At 68.9% G+C, this 20,663-nt stretch carries 21 protein-coding genes; 11 read left to right on the top strand and 10 right to left on the bottom strand.

Annotated features, from left to right (window positions below; translation table 11 throughout):
* The first annotated feature begins 26 nt into the window (after window positions 1-26).
* Window positions 27-461, top strand: coding sequence for a VOC family protein (locus VQ065_RS05245; RefSeq protein ID WP_003093109.1), 435 nt, complete (start codon window positions 27-29; stop codon window positions 459-461).
* 6 nt (window positions 462-467) lie between these two features.
* Here VQ065_RS05245 and VQ065_RS05240 read toward each other — a convergent pair whose 3' ends face one another.
* Complete coding sequence (locus VQ065_RS05240; RefSeq protein WP_003093110.1) at window positions 468-1,304, bottom strand: SDR family oxidoreductase; 837 nt, start codon at window positions 1,302-1,304, stop codon at window positions 468-470.
* Between the two features lie 61 nt (window positions 1,305-1,365).
* Between VQ065_RS05240 and VQ065_RS05235 the strand changes: the two genes are divergently transcribed.
* The 3 genes from VQ065_RS05235 (at window position 1,366) to VQ065_RS05225 (ending at window position 3,760) form a co-directional block, all read left to right on the top strand.
* Window positions 1,366-2,505, top strand: coding sequence for an endonuclease/exonuclease/phosphatase family protein (locus VQ065_RS05235; RefSeq protein ID WP_003093111.1), 1,140 nt, complete (start codon window positions 1,366-1,368; stop codon window positions 2,503-2,505).
* 89 nt (window positions 2,506-2,594) lie between these two features.
* Window positions 2,595-3,329 carry a substrate-binding periplasmic protein gene (locus VQ065_RS05230; RefSeq protein ID WP_003093112.1) on the top strand — a complete coding sequence of 245 codons (735 nt, stop codon included), beginning with the start codon at window positions 2,595-2,597 and terminating at the stop codon, window positions 3,327-3,329.
* Between the two features lie 23 nt (window positions 3,330-3,352).
* Window positions 3,353-3,760 carry a hypothetical protein gene (locus VQ065_RS05225; protein WP_003093113.1) on the top strand — a complete coding sequence of 136 codons (408 nt, stop codon included), beginning with the start codon at window positions 3,353-3,355 and terminating at the stop codon, window positions 3,758-3,760.
* A 10-nt stretch (window positions 3,761-3,770) separates the two neighbouring features.
* On the opposite strand, the gene hrpB is transcribed toward VQ065_RS05225, so the two are convergent.
* Complete coding sequence (gene hrpB, locus VQ065_RS05220) at window positions 3,771-6,287, bottom strand: ATP-dependent helicase HrpB (protein WP_340080365.1); 2,517 nt, start codon at window positions 6,285-6,287, stop codon at window positions 3,771-3,773.
* A gap of 141 nt (window positions 6,288-6,428) precedes the next feature.
* Between hrpB and VQ065_RS05215 the strand changes: the two genes are divergently transcribed.
* Both VQ065_RS05215 and fieF read left to right on the top strand, forming a co-directional pair.
* Window positions 6,429-6,845 (top strand): hypothetical protein, encoded by a 417-nt coding sequence (locus tag VQ065_RS05215; RefSeq protein ID WP_003093116.1) that lies wholly within the window; start codon window positions 6,429-6,431, stop codon window positions 6,843-6,845.
* Between the two features lie 88 nt (window positions 6,846-6,933).
* Window positions 6,934-7,830, top strand: coding sequence for a CDF family cation-efflux transporter FieF (fieF, locus tag VQ065_RS05210; RefSeq protein WP_003093118.1), 897 nt, complete (start codon window positions 6,934-6,936; stop codon window positions 7,828-7,830).
* Here fieF and VQ065_RS05205 read toward each other — a convergent pair.
* On the bottom strand, window positions 7,823-8,506 hold the full coding sequence (locus tag VQ065_RS05205; RefSeq protein ID WP_023443497.1) for a DUF6515 family protein: 684 nt from the start codon (window positions 8,504-8,506) through the stop codon (window positions 7,823-7,825). The genes fieF and VQ065_RS05205 overlap by 8 nt on opposite strands.
* A 477-nt stretch (window positions 8,507-8,983) precedes the next feature.
* On the opposite strand from VQ065_RS05205, the gene VQ065_RS05200 reads away from it, so the two are divergent.
* From VQ065_RS05200 to VQ065_RS05190, 3 genes are all read left to right on the top strand, one after another.
* A complete protein-coding gene (locus VQ065_RS05200; protein ID WP_003106063.1) occupies window positions 8,984-9,463 on the top strand; it encodes an Lrp/AsnC family transcriptional regulator in 480 nt (159 codons plus the stop codon).
* Window positions 9,464-9,664: 201 nt separating this feature from the next.
* Window positions 9,665-9,874, top strand: a complete 210-nt coding sequence (locus VQ065_RS05195; RefSeq protein WP_003093125.1) for a DUF2788 domain-containing protein — start codon at window positions 9,665-9,667, stop codon at window positions 9,872-9,874.
* Between the two features lie 100 nt (window positions 9,875-9,974).
* Window positions 9,975-10,367, top strand: coding sequence for a globin (locus tag VQ065_RS05190; protein ID WP_003093127.1), 393 nt, complete (start codon window positions 9,975-9,977; stop codon window positions 10,365-10,367).
* A gap of 33 nt (window positions 10,368-10,400) precedes the next feature.
* Here the strand turns inward: VQ065_RS05190 and VQ065_RS05185 are convergent, their stop codons facing one another.
* Window positions 10,401-10,970, bottom strand: coding sequence for a pseudouridine synthase (locus VQ065_RS05185; protein ID WP_003093129.1), 570 nt, complete (start codon window positions 10,968-10,970; stop codon window positions 10,401-10,403).
* Between the two features lie 138 nt (window positions 10,971-11,108).
* On the opposite strand from VQ065_RS05185, the gene VQ065_RS05180 reads away from it, so the two are divergent.
* Window positions 11,109-12,194 carry an MBL fold metallo-hydrolase gene (locus tag VQ065_RS05180; RefSeq protein ID WP_003093131.1) on the top strand — a complete coding sequence of 362 codons (1,086 nt, stop codon included), beginning with the start codon at window positions 11,109-11,111 and terminating at the stop codon, window positions 12,192-12,194.
* On the opposite strand, the gene VQ065_RS05175 is transcribed toward VQ065_RS05180, so the two are convergent.
* From VQ065_RS05175 to ladS, 6 genes are all read right to left on the bottom strand, one after another.
* Complete coding sequence (locus VQ065_RS05175) at window positions 12,152-12,718, bottom strand: SEC-C metal-binding domain-containing protein (protein ID WP_003093133.1); 567 nt, start codon at window positions 12,716-12,718, stop codon at window positions 12,152-12,154. The two genes, VQ065_RS05180 and VQ065_RS05175, sit on opposite strands and share 43 nt — an antisense overlap.
* A 150-nt stretch (window positions 12,719-12,868) precedes the next feature.
* On the bottom strand, window positions 12,869-14,368 hold the full coding sequence (gene amn, locus VQ065_RS05170; RefSeq protein WP_003119204.1) for an AMP nucleosidase: 1,500 nt from the start codon (window positions 14,366-14,368) through the stop codon (window positions 12,869-12,871).
* Window positions 14,369-14,422: 54 nt separating this feature from the next.
* Window positions 14,423-14,854 (bottom strand): PaaI family thioesterase, encoded by a 432-nt coding sequence (locus tag VQ065_RS05165; RefSeq protein WP_003093139.1) that lies wholly within the window; start codon window positions 14,852-14,854, stop codon window positions 14,423-14,425.
* A gap of 11 nt (window positions 14,855-14,865) precedes the next feature.
* On the bottom strand, window positions 14,866-16,515 hold the full coding sequence (locus VQ065_RS05160) for an acyl-CoA dehydrogenase family protein (protein ID WP_003093142.1): 1,650 nt from the start codon (window positions 16,513-16,515) through the stop codon (window positions 14,866-14,868).
* A complete protein-coding gene (locus VQ065_RS05155) occupies window positions 16,512-17,159 on the bottom strand; it encodes a TetR/AcrR family transcriptional regulator (RefSeq protein ID WP_003093144.1) in 648 nt (215 codons plus the stop codon). Before VQ065_RS05155 ends, VQ065_RS05160 begins: the two co-directional genes overlap by 4 nt.
* A 105-nt stretch (window positions 17,160-17,264) precedes the next feature.
* Window positions 17,265-19,652 (bottom strand): hybrid sensor histidine kinase/response regulator LadS, encoded by a 2,388-nt coding sequence (gene ladS / locus VQ065_RS05150; RefSeq protein ID WP_003093145.1) that lies wholly within the window; start codon window positions 19,650-19,652, stop codon window positions 17,265-17,267.
* Between the two features lie 210 nt (window positions 19,653-19,862).
* Here ladS and VQ065_RS05145 point away from each other — a divergent pair, with 210 nt between their 5' ends.
* Entirely contained in the window at window positions 19,863-20,660 is a 798-nt protein-coding gene (locus tag VQ065_RS05145) for a hydroxymethylpyrimidine/phosphomethylpyrimidine kinase (protein WP_003100335.1), read from the top strand.
* Window positions 20,661-20,663: the final 3 nt, after the last annotated feature.

The raw sequence follows: 20,663 nt of genomic DNA, 5'->3' as shown, positions 1-20,663 counted from the left end.
ACGAGCCCTGCCTCGAGGAACGGACCATGAGCGACGAATCGGCCAACCCCAGCTGCATTTCCCACCTGTCCATCGGCACCAACGACTTTCCCCGTGCCCGAGCCTTCTACGACGCGGTGATGGCCGCCCTCGGCTGCAAGGTGATCCTCGAATACCCCGGCGCCGTGGCCTACGGCAAGCTCTATCCGGAGTTCTGGGTGCAGGCGCCGATCGACGGCCGTCCCGCCAGCGTCGGCAACGGCAGCCACGTCGGCTTCTTCGCCGACAGCAAGGCCCAGGTCGACGCCTTCCACGCCGCGGCCCTGGCCGCCGGCGCAGACGACGAGGGCGCGCCGGGCCCGCGTCCGCTTTACGGCGAGCCCTACTACGGGTGTTTCATCCGCGACCTCGACGGGCACAAGGTCGAGGCCTCCTACTGGGACATGAGCCAGGGCTTCGACGCCCACGACCACGCCCACTGAGCACCGTCAGGGTTGCGGCTTGAGTCCCGACAGGCGCGGCACCAGCAGCTTTTCGAAGAGACGCGGAAAGAAGCGCGCCAGCAGCCGCGCCCGCCAGTTGACGTTGGACAGCACCAGCAGGCGCCGGCGCCGCGCGGCGCCCTGGAAGATCGCCTCGGCGACCTCCACCGGCGATGCCACCTGGCTGCCCAGCACTTGCACCGGCTGGCGAGTCACCGAGCCATCGCCGACCAGCGCATTCTTGCGCAGGTCGGTGGCGGTGAATCCCGGGCAGGCCAGGGTCACGCTGACGCCGGTGCCTTCCAGCTCCATCCGCAGGGTGTCGAACAGACCGTGCAAGGCATGCTTGCTGGCGTTGTAGGCGCTGCGGTAGAGCAACGGGGCGAAACCGGTCAGCGAACTGAGCACGACGATCTGCCCGCGCCGTTCGAGCAGGCTCGGCAGCGCCGCGCGGGTGCAATGCACGGCGCCGAAGAAGTTCACCGCCATGACCTTGCGGAAAACCCCCAGGCCGGTTTCGGCGAAGGTACCGCGGTGGGTGATGCCGGCGTTGTTGACCAGCACGTCGATGCCGCCGAAGCGCTCCACCGCCAGCGCCACGGCACGCTCCACCGCATCGGCGTCGGCGACGTCGCAGCGCAGGCCGAGCGCCTCGCCGCCGAGATGGTCGCGCAGGTGCTGGACCAGGCTGTCCAGCGCCGCCTGGTCGAGGTCGAGGATCGCCAGTCGCGCACCGGCCCGGGCGAAACGCAGCGCCAGCGCGCGACCGATGCCGGAACAACCACCACTGACCAGCACCACCTTGTGGCGGTAGGCCTGGCTGCTGAATACCTTGCGCGGCATGCGATACCCTCCCGCTCGAAAAAACGCGAACCCTTGCGTCAATTCGACCGGCAAGGGTGAAATGCGCGGCGGCAAGCTCTATGCTCTGGTCCTTTCCAGCATAGTCTCGATTGCGATGTCACTGCCCCGTCTACGCAACCTGCTGTTCGTCGGCCTGCTCCTGCTGGTCGGCGGTGCCCTGCTCGCCAGCTACCTGCTGAGCTGGCAACCCGCCGATCGCGAAGCCGCGCCCCAGCATTGCCAGGGCGTCGCGCCGGCGCTGAAGCCGGGGCAGGCCCTGAAGGTGATGACCTGGAACATCCAGTACCTGGCCGGCAAGCGCTACGTCTTCTGGGACGACCTGCCGGATGCCACCGGCCCGGACCAGCGCCCCACCGCCGAAGACCTGGCGTTCACCCTCGACGAGGTGGTCCGGGTGATCCGCGACGAGCAGCCGGACCTGGTCCTGCTCCAGGAGATCGACGACGGCTCCAGCGCCACCGACGATCAGGACCAACTGGCGCTGATCCAGGAGCGCATCAACGATCTCTACCATTGCAGCGCCCAGGCCTACGAGTGGAAGTCGGCCTTCGTGCCGACGCCGCACATCTTCGGCAGCGTCGGCCGCAAGCAGGCCACCCTGAGCCGCTATCGCATCGATAGCGCCGAGCGGCGCCAGTTGCCGCCACGCGATGGCGGGCTGTTCGACCGCCTGTTCGGGCCGCGCCCGGCGATCCTGGTCAGCCACCTGCCGATCGACGGCGGCGGCGAGCTGGCCGTGCTCAACGCCCGCTTCGACCGCCCGCAGGCGAACGACGACACCCTCGAGCGCCAGGTCGAGACCACCCGTACGCTGCTCGACGAACTGCAGGCCAGGCGCACGCCCTGGCTGCTCGGCGGCGACCTCAACCTGCTGCCGCCCGGCCAGTATCCCTACCTGCTGGCGCCGCTGCGCGCGCCCTACCGGGAAGACAGCGAACTGGCCGTCCTGAGCGGGCGCTTCCCGATGGTGCCGTCGCTGGAAGAGGCCAGTGGCGTCGACCAGGTTCGCTGGTACACGCACTTCCCCAACGACCCACGGGTCCAGGGGCCGGATCGGACCCTCGACTACCTGTTCCACAGCCCCTCGCTGACCCGTCTCGATGCCCGGGTCCGGCGCAGCGATACGCTGCAGATCTCCAACCACCTGCCGCTCGCCGCGCGCTTCCTGCTGCCCCATTGACCGGGCGCGCGCCGGGCTGGACAAGCGGCCCGGCGCGCCGCATGCTTCGCCCCCATTCATAACAACAAAAAACGGCAAGGCCGCACACCATGCCCCTACGCACCACAACGCCCCTGCTCGCGCTGCTGGCGTTCGCCCTGCTGGCCGCCCCGCAGCTCCATGCGCAGGACGCAAGGCCGTCGTTGAACGTCGGCTACTACGAATTCCCCCCCTACATCTATACCGCCCGGGATGGCCACGCCGCCGGTTCCGGCGCCCGCCTGGTCCGCCTGCTGCTGGAGCGGGCCGGCTATCGTCCGGCGTTCCGTGCCCTGCCCAGCGCGCGCCTGTACCTGGGGCTGCAGGACGGCAGCGTGGCGCTGTGGGCCGGCGCGGCCAAGCCGGAGCTGGCCGCCGACACTCTCCAGGCGCGGCGCGTGCTCGGCCACGTCAGCCTGAACCTGTACTACCCGGCGCACCAGCCGGCACCGCGGGTTCCCCAGGACCTGGCCGGACGCCGGCTGATCCTGATCAGCGGCTACAGCTACTGGAAACCGGTCACCAACTTCATCCAGGACCCCAACCTGCACCTGCGCCTGTACCGCACCGGCACCCACCACGCTGCCTTGCGCATGCTCGAACTCGGGCGCGGCGACTACCTGCTCGACTACCAGGCGCCGGTGGAAGCGGCCAGCCGCCAGGCGTTGGCGAGCCAGGAACTGTACCGCCTGCCGCTGCGGATGATCGTCTCGCGCCACATTCCCGGCGCCGAAGCGCTGCGCGACCGCCTGGACCAGGCCTACGACCAGTTGCGGAGCGACGGCGCCGACCTGTCCCTGCTGTGAACCGACCCCGGAGGAGGAGCCCGATGCATACCGCCATCCCCTGCTGCACGATCAACGGCGAACAGCCCGCCCTGCGCGGACAGGTCTGCCAGTCGCTGCTGATCCAGGAATGGTGGTGGGAAGGCCGTCCGGCCGATCCGGTGAACGTGGTCTACCTGCAGTTCGAGCAACGCTGGTATCGCCTCTACTTCGAGGGCGAGACGGTGTTCTGGCGCAGCGGCGAAGCGCCGCGGCCCTGCGAGAACGACGAAGGCCCGGGCGAGTACCGCCTGCACGACCTCGGCCGGCAGCGCGGCCTGGTCGGTGTGCGCCTGCTGGCCCTGGAGTTCGTCCTCAACGGCCCGACCCTGGACAGCCACTTCGACTTCGCCGACGGCCAGCGCCTGAGTTTCCGGCACTTCCTCGACGACGACCTGACCCGGGTGCTCTGAGCGCCGTCGACTACTTGCGTGGCTTGGCCCGGGCAGTGGCCTCGGCCACCAGCGGGTCGTCCGGCCAATAATGCTTCGGATAGCGTCCCTTCAGGTCCTTCCTGACTTCCGCATAGGTGCTGCGCCAGAAGTTCGCCAGGTCCTGGGTCACCTGCACCGGGCGATGCGCGGGAGACAGCAGGTGCAGCTTCACTGCCAGGCGGCCCTGGGCGATGCGCGGAGTGTCGCCGAGGCCGAACAGTTCCTGCAGGCGCACCGCGAGGATCGGCGGGGTTTCGCTGTAGTCCAGGCGGATGCGCGAGCCGGAGGGGACTTCCAGGGTTTTCGGTGCCCACTCGTCGAGACGCTGCGGTAATGGCCAGGGCAACAGCCCGGCGAGGATCGAAGCCAGGTCGAGGTTGGCGAAGTGAGCCAGGCGGGTGACCTTGCCGAGATAGGCCGGCAACCATTCCTCCAGCCGTTCCAGCAACGCGGCGTCGCTGACGTCCGGCCACTCGCTCTCACCCTTGTCTTCCAGGTCCAGCCGGCGCAGCAAGCCGATGCGCGCCTGCCACTGGCGCAGTTCCGGGGTCCAGGGCAACAACTCCAGGCCCTTGCGCCGGACCAGGCCGAGCAGCGCCTGGCTGCGCGCCGCTTCGTCGAGGCCGGGTAGCGCCTCGCTGGACAGCACCAGTTCGCCGACCCGGCGCTGGCGCTCGGCGCGCAGCACGCCTTCGCGCTCGTCCCACTGCAGCTCGTCGCGCTGGCTGACCTGCTCCGCCAGGACCGTATCGAACAACCTCGGATCGAGTTCGGCGGCCAGGTAGATCCGCTCTTCGCGCTGGCCCTGGCGGCTGCCCAGATCGGCGATCACCAGCCAAGGCTGCTTCATCAGGCTGTCCGGTTCGCCGAACTGCGCAGCGCGCCCATTGGCCAGCCGGTAGTCGCCGCCGCCGGCGCGGCGCTGGCGAGCGATGCGGTCGGGATAGGCGAAGGCCAGCAGACAGCCCAGCCAACGCGGATGACCGGGATCGACGACCGCCTCGCTGGCGGCGCCGCGCAGGTAACCGCGGAACTGCCGGGCCAGTTGCCGGGCGCGCTGTACCGCGCCGCGCGAGGCGCCAGTGCGGGCCTCGCCGGCGAGCAGGGCGAGACGGCTGTGCAGGTCGGCGCCGCCGCCACGCTGTATGTCACGTTCGCCGAGCAGCGCCGCTACGTCGCAAGCCAGTTCGCCAAGGCCGAGGGCCTGGCCGCGCAGCAGCAGGTGGGCAATGCGCGGATGGGTCGGCAATTCGGCCATCGCCTGGCCATGGGCACTCAACGCGCCGCTGGCGTTCAGCGCCCCCAGCCGCCCGAGCAGCTCGCGGGCCTGGGCGTAGGCCGCCGCGGGCGGCGCGTCGAGCCAGGCCAGCTCCTCCGGCGCCACGCCCCAGCGCGCCAGTTGCAGGGCCAGCCCGGCCAGATCGGCCTGGAGGATTTCCGCCGTGCCGTAGGCAGGCAACTGCTCATGCTGGCTCTCCGACCACAAGCAGTAGCATACGCCCGGCTCCAGGCGCCCTGCGCGGCCGGCACGCTGGGTAGCGGAGGCGCGGGAGATGCGCTGGGTCTCCAGGCGGGTCATGCCACTGCCCGGATCGAAGCGCGGCACCCGCGCCAGGCCGGCGTCGATCACCACCCGTACGCCGTCGATGGTCAGGCTGGTCTCGGCGATGTTGGTCGCCAGCACCACCTTGCGCGTGCCCCGCGACGCCGGCTCGATGGCGGCGCGCTGGGCGGCGAGGTCGAGCTCGCCATGCAGCGGGCAGAGCAGCACCTCGGGGCGTCCGCCAAGGGCTTCGCGCAAGCCTTCGTGAACGCGGCGGATCTCGGCCTGGCCGGGAAGAAAGACCAGCACGCTGCCGCTTTCCTCCGCCAGCGCCTGGAGCACCGCCTGTTGCACCCGCGGCTCGATGAACTCGCCGGGTTGCGCCGCCCGTCCCCAGCGGATATCCACCGGGAACATGCGGCCCTCGCTGCGCACCACCGGCGCTTCGCCGAGCAGCGCCGCAAGACGCTCGCCCTCCAGGGTCGCCGACATCACCAGCACTTTCAGCGGCGGCTCGTCGCGCAACAGTTCGCGGCCATTGAGAGTCAGCGCCAGGGCCAGGTCGGCATCCAGGCTGCGCTCGTGGAATTCGTCGAAGATCACCAGGCCGACACCGTCCAGCGCCGGGTCGTCTTGCAGGCGACGGGCAAGGATACCCTCGGTGACCACTTCGATGCGGGTCTTCGGGCCGACCCTGCTCTCCAGGCGGATCCGGTAGCCGACGGTCTCGCCGACCTTTTCGCCCAGCTCGGCGGCCAGCCGCTCGGCCGCGGCCCGCGCCGCCAGGCGCCGCGGTTCGAGCATGAGGATGCGTTGGCCGGCGAGCCAGGGCTCGTCGAGCAGGGCCAGCGGCACGCGGGTGGTCTTGCCGGCGCCCGGCGGGGCTTCCAGAACGGCCTGGTGTTGTGCGCCAAGGGCCTGGCGCAGGGCGGGAACAACGGCGTCGATGGGTAGGGAAATCATGCTGGCTCCGGACTGACCGGCGAAGTATACCGGCGAACCGGCGGGCGCTTTCGGCGGTCTTATCGTCATCGTCGCGGCAGAAGATTGCCGAACGCTGGTCGATTGCTATAGTTCGCCGTCATGTTCACCCGGAGGTCATACATGCGCCTTGCCACCCGCGTTTCCTGTGCCGTTCTCAGTGCAGCCCTGCTGAGCCAGTTGTCGGCTTGTGGTACGCTGTTCTACCCCGAGCGACGCGGCCAGATCGACGGTCGCATCGATCCGGCCATCGTCGCCTTCGACGCCATCGGCCTGCTGTTCTATATCATCCCCGGCCTGATCGCCTTCGGCGTCGACTTCGCCACCGGCGCCATCTACCTGCCCGACGCCAAGTACTCGGTCGCCCCGGAAGTGCTCAAGGATGCCGTCGGCGCGGACGGCAAGGTCGACAACCGCAAGCTCAAGGCCATCCTCGAACGCGAGATCGGCCGTGAACTGCCGCTCGACGACCCGCGCCTGATCCGCCACAGCGGCAGCGTCGAGCAACTGGCGGCCTATGGCCTGAAGCCGGCCGCCTGATCCGCCCTCCGAGCGCGACCGTGCGTCAGTGCCCGGTCGCCGCCCGGTTGGTTTACAGTGGCGCCGTCCCTCCTGACAGAAGCGCCCCATGAGTCCCGATTCCCCCCACGCCCGCCTGCTGCGCCTGGCCACCCTGGCCTCGCTCGGTGTCGCCGTCACCCTGGTCATCGGCAAGGCCATCGCCTGGTGGCTGAGCGGTTCGGTGAGCCTGCTCGCCGGCCTCACCGACTCCCTGCTGGACAGTGCCGCCTCGCTGCTCAACCTGCTGGCAGTGCACTATTCGCTGCGCCCGGCCGACGACGACCACCGCTACGGCCACGGCAAGGCCGAGGCCCTGGCCGGCCTGGCCCAGGCCATGTTCATCGGCGCCAGCGCGGTACTGGTGGCTATCCAGGCGGTCGAGCAATTGCGCGACCCGCAGCCCCTCGGCGCGGCCACCTGGGGCATCGCGGTGATGCTGCTGTCGCTGCTGCTCACGGCCCTTCTCCTGGCCTTCCAGACCCACGTCATCCGCCGCACCGGTTCCACCGCGATACGCGCCGACTCGCTGCACTACCGCTCGGACCTGCTGCTCAACGCCAGCATCCTCGTGGCACTGCTCCTGGCCCGCTACGGCTGGCCACAGAGCGACGGCCTGTTCGGCCTGGGCATCGCCCTGTACATCCTCTGGAGCGCCCTGCAGATCGCTCGCGAGTCGGTGTCGATCCTGATGGACCGGGAACTGCCTACCGACATCAGCGAGCGCATGCGCGAACTCGCCTGCAGCGTGCCGGGAGTGCTCGGCGCGCACGACGTGCGCACGCGGATTTCCGGCAACCACTGGTTCGTCCAGTTGCACCTCGAACTGCCCGGCGAGCTGAGCCTGTCGGTGGCCCACGCCCTGACCGACCGCGCAGTGCTGGCGATCAAGCGCGAATACCCGAAGGCCGAGGTGCTGATCCATGCCGACCCGCAGGAAGTGGTCGGCAAGGAAACCGTCAGTTGACGCTGTAGCCGCGCCCGCTCAGGCAGGCGGCCATGGCCCGGCGGTAGCCGTTGGCGACCTCGGCGGCCGGCGCGTAGGTCGCCCCCGCCGGGTCGAAGCCGCTCTCGCCCACCGCCCAGCGGTGGCACTCGTAGCGGTCGCGGCCCTGCTGGTCGGGCCCCTGGCCGCGCGCGGGGTAGGCCACCACGTCGTAGCTGGCGGCCGGCCCGCTGACCGGATAAACGGGTCCCGCTGCCCGCGGCGGCGGGCTGACCACTTCGTACTCGCGGGTGTCGGCATGCCACAGGTAGTAAGTGCCGGCGGCAAGGAAGTACAGCACGCTGCCCAGCCAGACCTGCTCCGCATAGGGCGGCAGGCTGCGGACGCGCACCCCGCGGGGCGGCACGACCAGCACATAGCGCGGGCCGTCGGGTCGGTACCAGTAGCCGTCGTGGAAGAAATACTCGCCGCCGCGATAGGGCACCCGCAGGTGTCCGCGCGGCAAGGCATCCACCATCCGGCCCGGACGCCAGTCGGGATGCGGTCCCCAACTGCCGCCGTACGCTTCGCCGCGGCCAGGTCCCGGTTGTCCGTGGGCAACACCGCGCTCGCCGCCGGGTCCGCCGCGTCCCCCTCGGCCGTCGTCAGCCTGCGCCTGGACGCACAGGCTCAGCGAGAGAGCGCCCACCCCGAGCATTCGCCACCATCCACCGTTCATCGTCTGCCTCGCCCCGGGCCTGGTCGCCCGGCCACGTTCGAATGATCCCGGGAACGACTTTCCGCCGTTTTCCGCCAAGGGTGGGTAAACGCCGGGTAAAGAATGGGTAAAAGCGCGGCACGGGCCGGATCGCGAGCAAAGAAAAAGGGAGGCCCGTCGACCTCCCTTCTGGGGTAACTGTCCTGGCTCGGCGCTATTGGCGACGGCTCACCTCACTCCACCTTCTGGGCGGTGTGCAACCCGGAGGCCGGCGCAACCCTGTAGGGTCGGCGGCCACGGCTGGCCTGATTGGGCGAGCCGTGATGGACGAGATGTCCGGGCCGTGAATCTGGGTAAAAGAATACGTCGCCAGGCGCGACCAATGATTGCTAATATTGCTCACCAGAACCTTGATTGCGCAATAAATCACTCAAATTCACCTTGCCGATGGCAATCAACCTGAAAGAAATCCTCGCCATGAACAAACTCGACCGCTACGACCTGCGTATCCTCGAAGAACTCCAGCGCGACGCACGCATCTCCAACCAGGAACTGGCAGAACGGATAGGCCTGTCGCCATCGCCCTGTTCGCGACGGGTCAAGCAGCTCGAGGACGACGGCTACATCGTCCGCCAGGTAGCCTTGCTGGACCGCAAGAAGCTCGGCCTGAGCCTCACCGCCTTCGTCCTCATAGGCATGGATCGACACACCCCGGAACGCTTCGAACATTTCCAGGAAGTCATCGGCAAATGCCCGGAAGTGCTGGAGTGCAGCCTGGTCACCGGGATGGACGCGGACTACCAGTTGAAGGTCGTGGTGCCGGACATGGACCACTACCAGAAGCTCCTGCTGGGTACCCTGACGCGCATCGAGGGGGTCTCCAGCGTGCGCTCCAGCTTCGTCCTCAACCAGGTGCTGGCGAGTACCGAACTGCCGCTGGAGCACCTGCGCGATTGATCGTAGCGAGACCTGGGACATGACACGGAACAGGCGGCATGCCGTATAATCGGCAGCCTGTTTCAGTTGTCATGCCCGCGGGGCCCCCGCATATAAAGAGCAGCCTGCTCGTAGAACGATAAACGCCTTGCCCGCCCCCCATGGCACGCTCCGTCCGACCGCGAGCCGGACTTCGTTTGCTTGAAAATCCGGAGGTTGCCAATGGATCCCGAACTGTTCGAAGAGTGGATGATGACCGGTCTGGTGACCGTGCTTATCCTGTTCATGGCTTTCATCGTGTGGGACCTGGCGAAGAAGTCGAAAGCCGGCAAGTTCGGAACCCTGATCCTGTTCTTCGCCCTCGGCCTGGGCGTACTGGGCTTCATCATCAAGGGCCTGGTCATCGGCAGCCTCGAAGGCGCGGGCATGTAACCCCGGCGCCACGCGCGTCATCCAACCACTCGTAATCATCCGCCGGCCCCGGCCAACGGGGCCGGCTCGCCTTGCCATTGCCTAGAACAAGGGAGTCGCCATGAACGCCGCCGACCGCGTCATGCAGAGTTATGGACGCTGCTGTGCCAGCACCGGATTCTTCGATGATTTCTACCGGCATTTCCTTGCCAGTTCCCCGCAGATTCGCGCCAAGTTCGCCACCACCGACATGACTGCGCAGAAACACCTGCTGCGTGCCGGGATCATGAACCTGGTGATGTACGCCCGCGGCATGTCCGACAGCAAGCTGCGCGCACTCGGCGCCAGCCATTCGCGCGCCGCGCTGGATATCCGCCCGGAACTCTACGACCTGTGGCTGGACGCCCTGCTGATGGCGGTCGCCGAGCACGACCGCGACTGCGACGCCGAGACCCGCGACGCCTGGCGCGACGTGATGGGTCGCGGCATCGCCGTGATCAAGTCGTACTACTGATCGTTCCGCGCCCGCTGGACGACGCCCCTCTCGTCAGTCCAGCCGCGCCGGCACTTCCCGCCATTCCCCGAGGCCCAGGCCGTCCAGGCTCCAGGGGCCGATCCGCACCCGCACCAGCCGCAGCGTCGGCAAGCCCACCGCCGCCGTCATCCGCCGTACCTGGCGATTGCGCCCCTCGCGAATCACCAGTTCCAGCCACTGGGTCGGCACCGACTTGCGAAAACGCACCGGCGGCACCCGCTCCCACAACGTCGGCTCATCCAGCAGACGCGCCTCGGCGGGCAGCGTCGGGCCGTCGTTGAGCGTCACGCCCTCGCGCAGGCGCCGCAATTGCTCCTCGTCCGGCGTGCCTTCGACCTGCACCCAGTAGGTCTTCGGCAGCTTGTGCCGGGGGTCGGCGATGCGCGCCTGCAGGCGACCGTCGTTGGTCAGCAGCAACAGGCCCTCGCTGTCGCGGTCCAGGCGCCCGGCCGGATACACGCCCGGCACCGGGATGAAGTCCTTGAGGGTCGAGCGCCCTTGCTCGTCGTTGAACTGGGTCAGTACGTCGAACGGCTTGTTGAACAGCAGCAGCTTCGGCTCGCTCGGCGGCGCCTTGGCCACCCGGCGTGGCGCAGGGCGGACGGGATGACGCGGGGAAGGACGCGGGGGACGGGACATGACTGGAAACGAGTTGGCTTGATCGGGGTACCGGGCGGCATGCTAGGTTGTCCGAGAGCCTGACCGCAAGAGCATCCCCTCATGCCCTCCCTGCGTCCCACCTGGCTGATCAGCCTGCTGACCCTGGCCGGCTGCGCTGGCAGCGCCTATCAGGGTCCGCCTTCGGACCATTTCGACGGCGAACGTTTCCGCAATATCCAGCCGACCGCGCACAAGAGCCTGCGCGACCTGCTCAAGTGGCAGTGGAACCGCCCGCCGCAACGCCCGTGGGTCGCCCTGCCGCCGACGGCAACGCCGCCAAGGGTGAACGAGCGCGCCCGCGGCGAAGAACTGCGGATCACCTACATCAACCACGCCACCCTGCTGATCCAGCACCGCGGCCTGAACATCCTCACCGACCCGGTCTGGTCGCAACGGGTCAGCCCGCTCGCCTTCATCGGCCCGAAGCGCCACCATCCGCCCGGGTTGACGCTCGACCAGTTGCCGCCGATCGACCTGGTGCTGGTGAGCCACAACCACTACGACCACCTCGACCTGGAAACCCTGCGCCAGCTCCACCGGCGCTGGCCGACGGCCAAGGTAGTCAGCGGCCTGGGCAACGCCGGGCTGATCCGCCAGACAGGTTTCGCCGACGTCGTGGAGATCGACTGGTGGCAGGCCGTGCCGCTGGGCGCTGGCCTGACGCTGCATGGCGTACCGGTGCAGCACTGGTCGTCGCGCACCCGCAGCGACACCAACCGCACGCTCTGGCTCGGCTTCGTCATCGACTCGCCGGACGGCCCGCTGCTGTTTCCCGGCGATACCGGGCTCGGCCCGGAGTTCGGGCTGATCCACCAGCGCTTCGGGGCGATGCGTTTCGCCGCCCTGCCGATCGGCGCCTACGAGCCGCGCTGGTTCATGCGCGACCACCACATGAATCCCGACGACGCGGTGCAGGCCCATCGCACGCTGCAGGCGCAGACCAGCATGGCCATCCACTTCGGTACCTTCAATCTCACCGACGAACAGCAGGACGACCCGCCCAAGGCGCTCCAGGCGGCGCTGCGCAGCCAAGGCGTGGACCCGGCGACCTTCGGCACGCCGAAACCCGGCGAGCAGTGGCGCGTCGCACCGCGCAACGTCGCTCAGGAGGCCGGGGCCACCAGGCGGGAGCAGCAGTTGCGGTAGCGCTTGCCGCTGCCGCACGGACAAGCCTGGTCGCCACGGCCGCCCAGGGCCAGCCAGCTTTCCAGGCGCCCGGCCATCCCGGCCAGGCGCTCGCGGGCCTCGTCGTCCAGGCCGGCGCGGGCCAGTTGGCGCCGCAGGCCGAGGTAGTCTTCCAGCAGGACATCGCGGCTGAGCGCCTGGTACTGGTCGGCCAGCGGCACGCCTTCGTAGCGCCGCTGCGGGTCGGCCAGGAAAGCGATGGCGCCCGCCTGCGGCAGGACATTCCACAGGTTGCCGCGCGGATCGCGCCAGCAAGCGCTGAAACGCGCGCGCAGGGCCAGGCCGCGCCATTCTTCCAGGATCCAGCCGTCGACCCGCTCGCCGCCGAGGGCTTCGACCGCCCGACCGACCGAGAACCACGGTTCGCCGGCCAGGCTTTCCGGCATCGGCAACGGCGCTGCCACTTCCGGCGCGGCATCGGGCACCAGGCGGCGGGCGAAGCGACGGAGCGGGTTGCTGAGATGAGTGGGGGCGCTGAACGGCATGGGGCTCACATCGATGGCAGGCGTGGTCGTTCCGACCGGCAGAAGGCGCCGCGGTTCCACGCAGGGCGAAGGGCCGTCATTGTAGGGCCTCGGCGCCGCGAGGCGTAGAAGCGCGCCCCGGTTTCCGCGCGGAAACCGGGGCGCCTCCGATCAACGGAACGGCGGCTCGTCGAAACTCCGCAGCTTGCGCGAGTGCAGCGAGTTGAGCTGGCTGCGCAACAGGTCGAGGGCGGCGATGCCGATCCGCAGGTGCTGGTTCACCGCGCGCTCGTAGAAGGCGTTGGCCGAGCCGGGCAGCTTAATCTCGCTGTGCAGCGGCTTGTCCGAGACGCACAGCAACGTGCCGTAGGGCACCCGCAGGCGGTAGCCCTGGGCGGCGATGGTGCCGCTCTCCATGTCCACCGCGATGGCCCGCGCCAGGTTGATCAGTGGCCGCTCCTGGGCCCAGCGCAGCTCCCAGTTGCGGTCGTCGTAGGTGAGCACGGTGCCGGTGCGCAAGCGTCGCTTGAGCGACTCGCCGCGCTCGCCGGTGACTTCGGCGGCGGCTTCCTGCAAGGCGACCTGGACCTCGGCCAGCGCCGGGATCGGGATGTGCGGCGGCAGCGCGCGGTCGAGGATGCCGTCGCGGCGCATGTAGGCGTGCGCCAGTACGTAGTCGCCGATGGTCTGCGACTGCCGCAGGCCGCCGCAGTGGCCGATCATCAGCCAGCAATGCGGACGCAACACCGCCAGGTGGTCGGTGATGTTCTTCGCGTTGGACGGGCCGACCCCGATGTTGACCAGGGTGATGCCGTCGCCATCGGCGGCGATCAGGTGGTAGGCCGGCATCTGGTAGCGGTGCCAGACCACCCCGGCGACGATGGCGTTGGCCTCGCCTTCGTCCATCCCGCGTTCGATGATCACGTTGCCCGGCAGGACCATGCGCACGAAGCGCGGGTCCTCGCGCAGGCGGGTCAGGCCGAGGCGGATGAACTGGTCGACGTAGCGGTGGTAGTTGGTCAGCAGGATCCACGGCTGCACGTGGCGCCAGTCGCTGCCGGTGTAGTGCACCAGGCGGCGCAGGGAGAAGTCCACCCGCGCGGCGTCGAACAGCGCCAGCGGCAACTGGTCGGCGCGTTCCCATTCGTAGAGGCCGTCGGCGATGTCGTCGGAAGCGGCGGACAGGTCGGTGCTGGGGAACACCCGCGCCAGCTCGGCGGCGGTCACCCCGGAGCCGGCCAGCTCATCGCCCTGCTCGACCACGTAGGGATAGGGGATGTCCTGTTGGCTCGGGCCGACCTGCACCTGCACGGTGAAATCGTCCATCAGCGGACGCAACTGTTCCAGCAGGTACTTGCGGAAGGCGTCGGGGTGGGTGACGGTGACGCTGTATTCGCCCGGCACCTGGACCTTGGCGTAGGCGCGGGTGGTGGACGGCACCTCGCCCTGGCAGCGGTAGCCGATGCGCAGTTGCGGGTAGTGGAAGTTCTGCCGCTCGGCCTCGCTCGGCTCGATGCGCTCCTTGATGTAGCGCTTGAGCGCCTGGCTCAGCGCCGCGGTGGCCTGGCGGTGCAGCTCGGCAAGACGGTCGACGGCCTCCTCGGCCGTGCGGGCGACGACGAACCCGTCGTCGGAATCGATACTCATGGTGGGCTTCCTGTCGGTTCGCATGGAAAACATCTTGCCTGTACCGACAGGAAAACACAGCGCTTTTCTCCCGTTACCTCATTCGGCCAGCGCCACCACCGCCATGGTCACGGTGGCCTTGCTGAACAGGTGCCGCCGACCGTCCCGCTCGGCGAACACCTCGGCCTCGACCACCGTCACCTGGCGCCCGGCCTTGAGCACCTCGGCGCGACACAACAGGCGCTGGCAAAGCGCCGGGCGCAACAGGTTGAGCTTGAACTCCAGGGTCAGCACCGTCTGTCCCTCCTCCACCAGGGTCGCGGCGGCGGCCCCGGCGGCATGGTCGGCCAGGGTCGCCTGGACCCCGGCATGGATGAAGCCGTTCTGCTGGGCGTGGCGGGGCAGGATGTCCAGCCCCGCTTCGACCCAACCCGGCCCGCAGTCCAGCGGACGGATGCCGAGGTCGCCGACGAAACTGGCCGCGGCGAAGCCCTGCTCGACCAGCTCCCGGTAGCGCGGATGCGCCTGCATCGCGGCGCGCCTCAGGCCAGGTGCGGGGTGGCGCGAGCCAACAGCGCCTCGACCTCGACGCCGCGCGGGAGGGTGCCGTAGACCCGCCCGCCGTCCCCCAGGCGACTGCCGATGAAGGCGTCGGACACCGCGGCGTTGCCGGCTTCCAGCAACAGCTTGGCCTGCAGGGCGATCGCCACGTCCTCGGTGAGCTGGCGGGCGCGGTACTGGATGTCGGCGGTGTCGGCGAAGGCCGCCTTGAGGTTGCCGATGTGCGCGGCGAGACGGGCGTCGCCATGGCCGTCGCCCAGTTCGGCGAACAGCGCGTCGAGCACCCCCGGCTCCTTCGACAGGGCACGCAGCACGTCCAGGCACTGCACGTTGCCGGAACCTTCCCAGATCGAGTTCACCGGGGCCTCGCGGTACAGCCGCGGCAGGATGGTTTCCTCGACGTAGCCGGCACCGCCCATGCATTCGGAGGCTTCGTTGATCATCGCCGGGGCACGCTTGCAGATCCAGTACTTGCCCACCGCGGTGACCAGGCGGGCGAACTTCTCCTCCTGCTCGTCGTGGGCACGGTCCAGGGCATGCCCCATGCGCAGGGTCAGGGCCAGCGCCGCCTCGCTTTCCAGGGCCAGGTCGGCGAGCACGTTCTGCATCAGCGGTTGCTCGGCCAGCACCCGCCCGCCGACCTTGCGGTAGGCACAATGGTGGGCAGCCTGGGTCAACGCCTGACGCATCAATGCGCTGGAGCCGATCATGCAGTCGAAGCGGGTCATGGCGACCATCTCGATGATGGTCGGCACGCCACGGCCCTCCTCGCCGACCATCCAGGCCAGGGCGCCGCGATACTCGATTTCGCTGGAGGCGTTCGACCAGTTGCCCAGCTTGTCCTTCAGGCGCTGGATGTAGAACTGGTTGCGGCTGCCGTCCGGCCGGTGGCGCGGCAGCAGGAAGCAGGTCAGGCCCTTGTCGGTGTAGGCCAGGGTGAGGAAGGCGTCGCACATCGGCGCCGAGCAGAACCACTTGTGCCCGACCAGTTCGTAGGCCTGCCCCGGCCCGGGAATCCCCACCGGGTAGGCCCGCGTGGTATTGGCGCGGACGTCGGTGCCGCCCTGCTTCTCGGTCATCGCCATGCCGATGGTGACGCCCGCCTTCTGCTCCATCGGCACGTTGCGCGGGTCGTACTCGCGGGAGAGGATCTTCGGCAGCCATTTCTCGGCCAGGTCCGCCTGCAGGCGAATCGCCGGCACGCTGGCGTAGGTCATGGTCAACGGGCAACCGGTGCCGGCCTCCGCCTGGCTGTGCAGGTAGGACAGCCCGGCCCGCGCCACCTGGGCGCCGGGGCGCGGGTCGGTCCAGGGCAGCGAGGGCAGTTCGTGTTCGATGGCGGCGCGCATCAGCTCGTGGTAGGCGGGGTGGAACTCCACTAGGTCGACGCGGTTGCCGTAGCGGTCGTGGCTATGGAACTCCGGCTTGTGCTGGTTGGCCAGGAAGCCGGCCGCCATCAGCGGGCCGCCGGCCAGCTCGCCGTAGCGCTGCAGGCGCTCCTCGGCCCAGCCGCCCTGGTAGCGACGCACCCACTCCTGGAGAGGCAGGTCGAGGCGGTAGAGGTTGGCGCCATCCAGCGACGGTACCTGGTTGGTCACTTCGTGGGTTTCGGCGTACTGGTGCAGGTTCATGAGGGTTCCTCGCAGACAGGCGCGCCCACCGCGCGCAGGCAGAAGTTCACCAGAGCCGTACTCACCGGCTCCAGACTCGGTTCCGGCTGGCCGCTGTCGCGAGCGGCGCGCGCCGGGGGAGACAAGGGGCCGACCAGCGCCTCGGCGATGGCCCCGACCAGGCAGGCCGCGGCAAGCGGCACCAGGGAAAGCTGGAATGCGCCACTGCGCCGGCCCTCCTCGAGCAGTTCGACGAACAGTGCGGCGTAGGCCTCGCGATAGCGCAGGCGCTGCTCGTCGACTTCAGGATCCACCGGCTCGGCGATCAGGGCGAAGGCCAGCCGCTGGCTGCTCCAGGCGCGCGCGGCAAAGCGCCGCAAGCCCTCGGCCAGGCGCCAGGCGGGCGCGCCGGGACCGCGCAGGACCACGGCCAGGGCATCGACCTCACGCTGGCTGGCGCGGCGGAAGATTTCCGCCGCCAGCTCGCCCTTGCCCCGGAAGTGGCGGTACAGGCTGCCGGTGGCGATCCCCGCGTCGTCGGCCAGGGCCTGCATGGTCAGCGCGGCGAAACCGCCCTCCGCGACACGCCGCAGGCCTAGCTGGAGGATGCGCTCGCGCAGCGCGGAATCGCGTTGCAGGCGGCGTTCGGTGACACGATAGACCATGACTGAATCCGGATTCACTTTTTCCCAGTGAATCACGCTTCAGGCTTTGCCTAAAGAGACATACAGGTCGCGCAGGCCGGCATTTCAGCCAGCCGCGGAAAGGCTTCAGGCGGACTTGGTGACGATCGGCTGGCACAGCAGCCAATCGTGCAGCAGGGTCTGCAACTCTTCGAACTTGACCGGCTTGGCCATGTAGTCGCTCATGCCCGCCGCCAGGCAGCGCTCGCGATCGCCGCTGTGGCTGTGGGCGGTCAACGCCAGCACCGGCAGTTCCGCGCAGCCGGGCAGCGCGCGGATCGCCCGACAGGTGGCGAAGCCGTCCATCACCGGCATCTGGCAGTCGAGCAGTACGCCGTCCGGCCGCTCGCGCGCCAGCAACTCCAGGGCCTCGCTGCCGTTGTCGGCGGTGCGCACCCGGTAGCCGAGCTTGAGCAGCATGCCGCGAGTCACCAACTGGTTGATGGCGTTGTCCTCCACCACCAGCACCGTGCACTCCTCGGGACGCCGCACCGCCTGCCCGCCGGCGCGCCGCGGCGGCGGCGCCAGGCCCTGGGCCGGCTGGGTCAGTTGCAGGCGCAGGAGGAAGCGGCTGCCCTGTCCCGGCCGGGACTCGTGGGTCAGCTCGCCGCCAAGCAGCTCCACCAGCTTGCGGCACAGCGCCAGGCCGATGCCGAGGCCTCCGTAGCCACGGGTCAACGAGCTGTCGGCCTGGACGAAACGCTGGTAGAGGTCGCTGCCGGCGGCCATGTCGAAACCGATGCCGGTGTCGATCACTTCCACCCGCAGCGCCACCCCGTCATGGGTACGCCCGGCGGCGACGCGCAGGGTCACGCTGCCCCTGGCGGTGAACTTGATCGCATTGTCGACCAGGTAGCCCAGCGCCTGGGCCAGCTTGCCGGCATCGCCTTCGAGGGTGTCCGGCAGGCTGTCGTCCAGTTGCAGGGCGAAGCGCAGGCCCTTCTCCTCGGCGCGCGGCGCGTACTGCGCGCGCAGGCTGTCGAACAGGCCGCGCAGGCTGAACGGCTCGCGGCGCGGGTAGAGCTTGCCGGCCTGCAGTTCGATGAGGGCGAGGATGTCGTTGACCATCCGCATCATGTCCCGCGCCGAACCGGCGGCGGTGCGCTGGTACTCGGCGAGTTCGACGTCCATCGGTACCGTCTGCATCAGCTCCAGCGAACCGATCACCCCGCTCATCGGGGTGCGCAGTTCGTGGGTGACGGTGGCGAGGAACTCGTCCTTCAGGCGGTTGCTGTTGGCCAGTTCCTGGTTCAGCGCTTCCAGCTTGCGGCTGGACTCCTGGAGGATTCGCGCGCGCTCCTCCTTCATCGCGTTGATCCGGTCGGCCAGTGCCAGCGACAGCAAGCCCACCTCCAGCGCCGAACCGATCTGGCTGGCATACATGGTGAGGAACATGTTCGGCAGGTAGCCGAGGACCATCAGGGTATTGACGATGCCGCCGAGAAGGAAGGCGGTCCAGGCGATGATGAAATAGCGCGCCACGCGCATGCCGCGCAGCCAGGCGAGGATGCCGGCGGCGAAGATCAGGCCGGTGAAGGCCAGCGCCAGGTAGGTGGCCAGGCGTAGAGCCACGGCGTAGCTCATGGTCAGCGCCATCAGCATGACCAGCGCGCCGACCGCCATCAGCGCCAGCAGGCCGCGGTCGACCCACACGCTGTGGTCGCGGGTATGCAGGAAGCTGCGCGCGAACTGGCAGCCGAACAGCGCCGCCGAACCGATCAGGAATGGCGTGGCGGCGTTCGCCCACCAGGGGCTGTCGGGCCAGAAGTACTCGATGCCGGCGCCGTTCACCGAGACCTGGTAGAGCCCGAACGAAGCGATATAGAGGATGTAGTAGAGATAGCTGGTATCGCGGACGCTGAGGAAGATGAACAGGTTGTAGATCAGCATCACCAGCAGCACGCCATAGATGATGCCGAGCACATAGATGCGTTCGGGCTGCTCCTCCAGGTAGGCCTTGGGCGACCACAGGGTCAGCGGCGCCTGGATCGACCCCTGGCTTTCCAGCCGCAGGTAGACACGCTGAGGCTTGTTCGGCTCGAGGCCGAGTTCGAACAGGTAGTTGTTCTGCCGGATCGGCCGACTGGCGAACGGCAATGTGTCGCCAGTGCGCTGGGCGAGGCGGTAGCCGCCCTGGCCATCGGGCAGGTAGAGGTCGAGCTTGTCCAGCGGCGGGTAGGCCAGCTCCAGCAGCCAGGTGCGCGGATCGCTGGAGGCGACCGGCCGGTAGTCCAGGTCCAGGCGCAACCAGAACACCGAGCGCGAATAGCCGGCATTGAGCACGTCCTTGTCATGGCGGCGGAAGCTGCTGTCGATGGCCCGCGAGGTGATGTCGTTGATATCGGCGCTACCGCGCACGTCCTCGAACACGTCGATGGACTGCCCCAGCGGCAGGCGCTCGACCTGCTCGTTGAAGCTCACCGCACCCGCCAGGCACGGCAACGCAAGAAGAAAGAGAATCAGCCAGTGCCGCATGATGCCCCGCAGTGCTCCTCGAACGGACCGGGAGCCCCACCTCCCTCGTCATGGTCCGCCCTTGGCGAGCGTTGTATGAATATTCGCCGAACTTTAGCACACGCCACGCCACATCAGGCCCGGGACGTGTCACGCAGGGCCCGGGCGCGGCGCCCGAAAGGTCGTCCGCGCAGCCGCCACGGAGCGCTTTTAGTGGTAAGCTCACGCGCCATGAAAACACCGACTTCCCGCCCCGTAGTGCTCTGCCTGTCCGGTCACGACCCCAGTGGTGGCGCCGGACTGCAAGCCGACATCGAAGCCCTGCTCGCCCAGGGCTGCCACGCCGCCCCGGCGGTCACCGCGCTGACCGTGCAGGACACCGTCAACGTCAGCGACTTCCGCGTCCTCGACCGCGAGTGGGTGCTGGCCCAGGCCAACGCCGTACTCGCCGACCTGCCCGTCGCGGCGGTCAAGCTGGGTATGCTCGGTTCGCTGGAGATGGTCGACACGGTGGCCGAGATCCTCGCCGCCCACCCGCACTTGCCGGTGGTCTGCGATCCGGTGCTGCGCGCCGGCGGCGGCGGTGCGCTGGGCAAGGGCGACGTCGGCTTCGCCATGCGCGAGCGGCTGCTGCCGCGCGCCACCATCGCCACGCCGAACCTGCCGGAAGCGCGCCTGCTCGCCGACCTGCCCGAGGGCAGCGCCGACCAGTGCGCCGAGCGCCTGCTGGAACACTGCGAGCACCTGTTGATCACCGGCGGACACGGCGACGAAAGCGAAGTGCACAATCGCCTGTACAGCCGCGACGGCAGCCGCCGCACCTTCACCTGCCAGCGCCTGCCCGGCAGCTACCATGGCTCCGGCTGCACCCTGGCCAGCGCCCTGGCCGGTCGCATCGCCCTCGGCGAAGCACTGCACGGCGCCGTGCAGAGCGCCCTCGACTACACCTGGCGGACCCTGCGCGACGCCGAGAGTCCGGGCCACGGCCAATACGTGCCGCGCCGCCTGCCCACCGACTTCTGTCACTGAGAG

It is taken from the genome of Pseudomonas sp. KBN10P06128 (genome assembly GCF_037574945.1).
Lineage (GTDB): Bacteria > Pseudomonadota > Gammaproteobacteria > Pseudomonadales > Pseudomonadaceae > Pseudomonas > Pseudomonas aeruginosa.
Note: the sequence above shows the minus strand (reverse complement) of the source record. Positions and strands in the feature narration are given on the sequence as shown.

Bases quoted from the DNA above. Each gene is read 5' to 3' on its own strand.
- VQ065_RS05160 (WP_003093142.1), bottom strand. From the start codon at position 16,515: ATGAACCTGCACCAGTACGCCGAAACCCACGAAGTGACCAACCAGGTA.
- amn (WP_003119204.1), bottom strand. From the start codon at position 14,368: ATGCGAACCGACAGGAAGCCCACCATGAGTATCGATTCCGACGACGGG.
- VQ065_RS05180 (WP_003093131.1), top strand. From the start codon at position 11,109: ATGCCCTCCCTGCGTCCCACCTGGCTGATCAGCCTGCTGACCCTGGCC.
- ladS (WP_003093145.1), bottom strand. From the start codon at position 19,652: ATGCGGCACTGGCTGATTCTCTTTCTTCTTGCGTTGCCGTGCCTGGCG.
- hrpB (WP_340080365.1), bottom strand. From the start codon at position 6,287: ATGATTTCCCTACCCATCGACGCCGTTGTTCCCGCCCTGCGCCAGGCC.
- fieF (WP_003093118.1), top strand. From the start codon at position 6,934: ATGAGTCCCGATTCCCCCCACGCCCGCCTGCTGCGCCTGGCCACCCTG.
- VQ065_RS05190 (WP_003093127.1), top strand. From the start codon at position 9,975: ATGAACGCCGCCGACCGCGTCATGCAGAGTTATGGACGCTGCTGTGCC.
- VQ065_RS05165 (WP_003093139.1), bottom strand. From the start codon at position 14,854: ATGCAGGCGCATCCGCGCTACCGGGAGCTGGTCGAGCAGGGCTTCGCC.
- VQ065_RS05175 (WP_003093133.1), bottom strand. From the start codon at position 12,718: ATGCCGTTCAGCGCCCCCACTCATCTCAGCAACCCGCTCCGTCGCTTC.
- VQ065_RS05225 (WP_003093113.1), top strand. From the start codon at position 3,353: ATGCATACCGCCATCCCCTGCTGCACGATCAACGGCGAACAGCCCGCC.
- VQ065_RS05200 (WP_003106063.1), top strand. From the start codon at position 8,984: ATGAACAAACTCGACCGCTACGACCTGCGTATCCTCGAAGAACTCCAG.
- VQ065_RS05245 (WP_003093109.1), top strand. From the start codon at position 27: ATGAGCGACGAATCGGCCAACCCCAGCTGCATTTCCCACCTGTCCATC.
- VQ065_RS05215 (WP_003093116.1), top strand. From the start codon at position 6,429: ATGCGCCTTGCCACCCGCGTTTCCTGTGCCGTTCTCAGTGCAGCCCTG.
- VQ065_RS05235 (WP_003093111.1), top strand. From the start codon at position 1,366: ATGCGCGGCGGCAAGCTCTATGCTCTGGTCCTTTCCAGCATAGTCTCG.
- VQ065_RS05155 (WP_003093144.1), bottom strand. From the start codon at position 17,159: ATGGTCTATCGTGTCACCGAACGCCGCCTGCAACGCGATTCCGCGCTG.
- VQ065_RS05205 (WP_023443497.1), bottom strand. From the start codon at position 8,506: ATGCTCGGGGTGGGCGCTCTCTCGCTGAGCCTGTGCGTCCAGGCGCAG.
- VQ065_RS05145 (WP_003100335.1), top strand. From the start codon at position 19,863: ATGAAAACACCGACTTCCCGCCCCGTAGTGCTCTGCCTGTCCGGTCAC.
- VQ065_RS05240 (WP_003093110.1), bottom strand. From the start codon at position 1,304: ATGCCGCGCAAGGTATTCAGCAGCCAGGCCTACCGCCACAAGGTGGTG.
- VQ065_RS05195 (WP_003093125.1), top strand. From the start codon at position 9,665: ATGGATCCCGAACTGTTCGAAGAGTGGATGATGACCGGTCTGGTGACC.
- VQ065_RS05230 (WP_003093112.1), top strand. From the start codon at position 2,595: ATGCCCCTACGCACCACAACGCCCCTGCTCGCGCTGCTGGCGTTCGCC.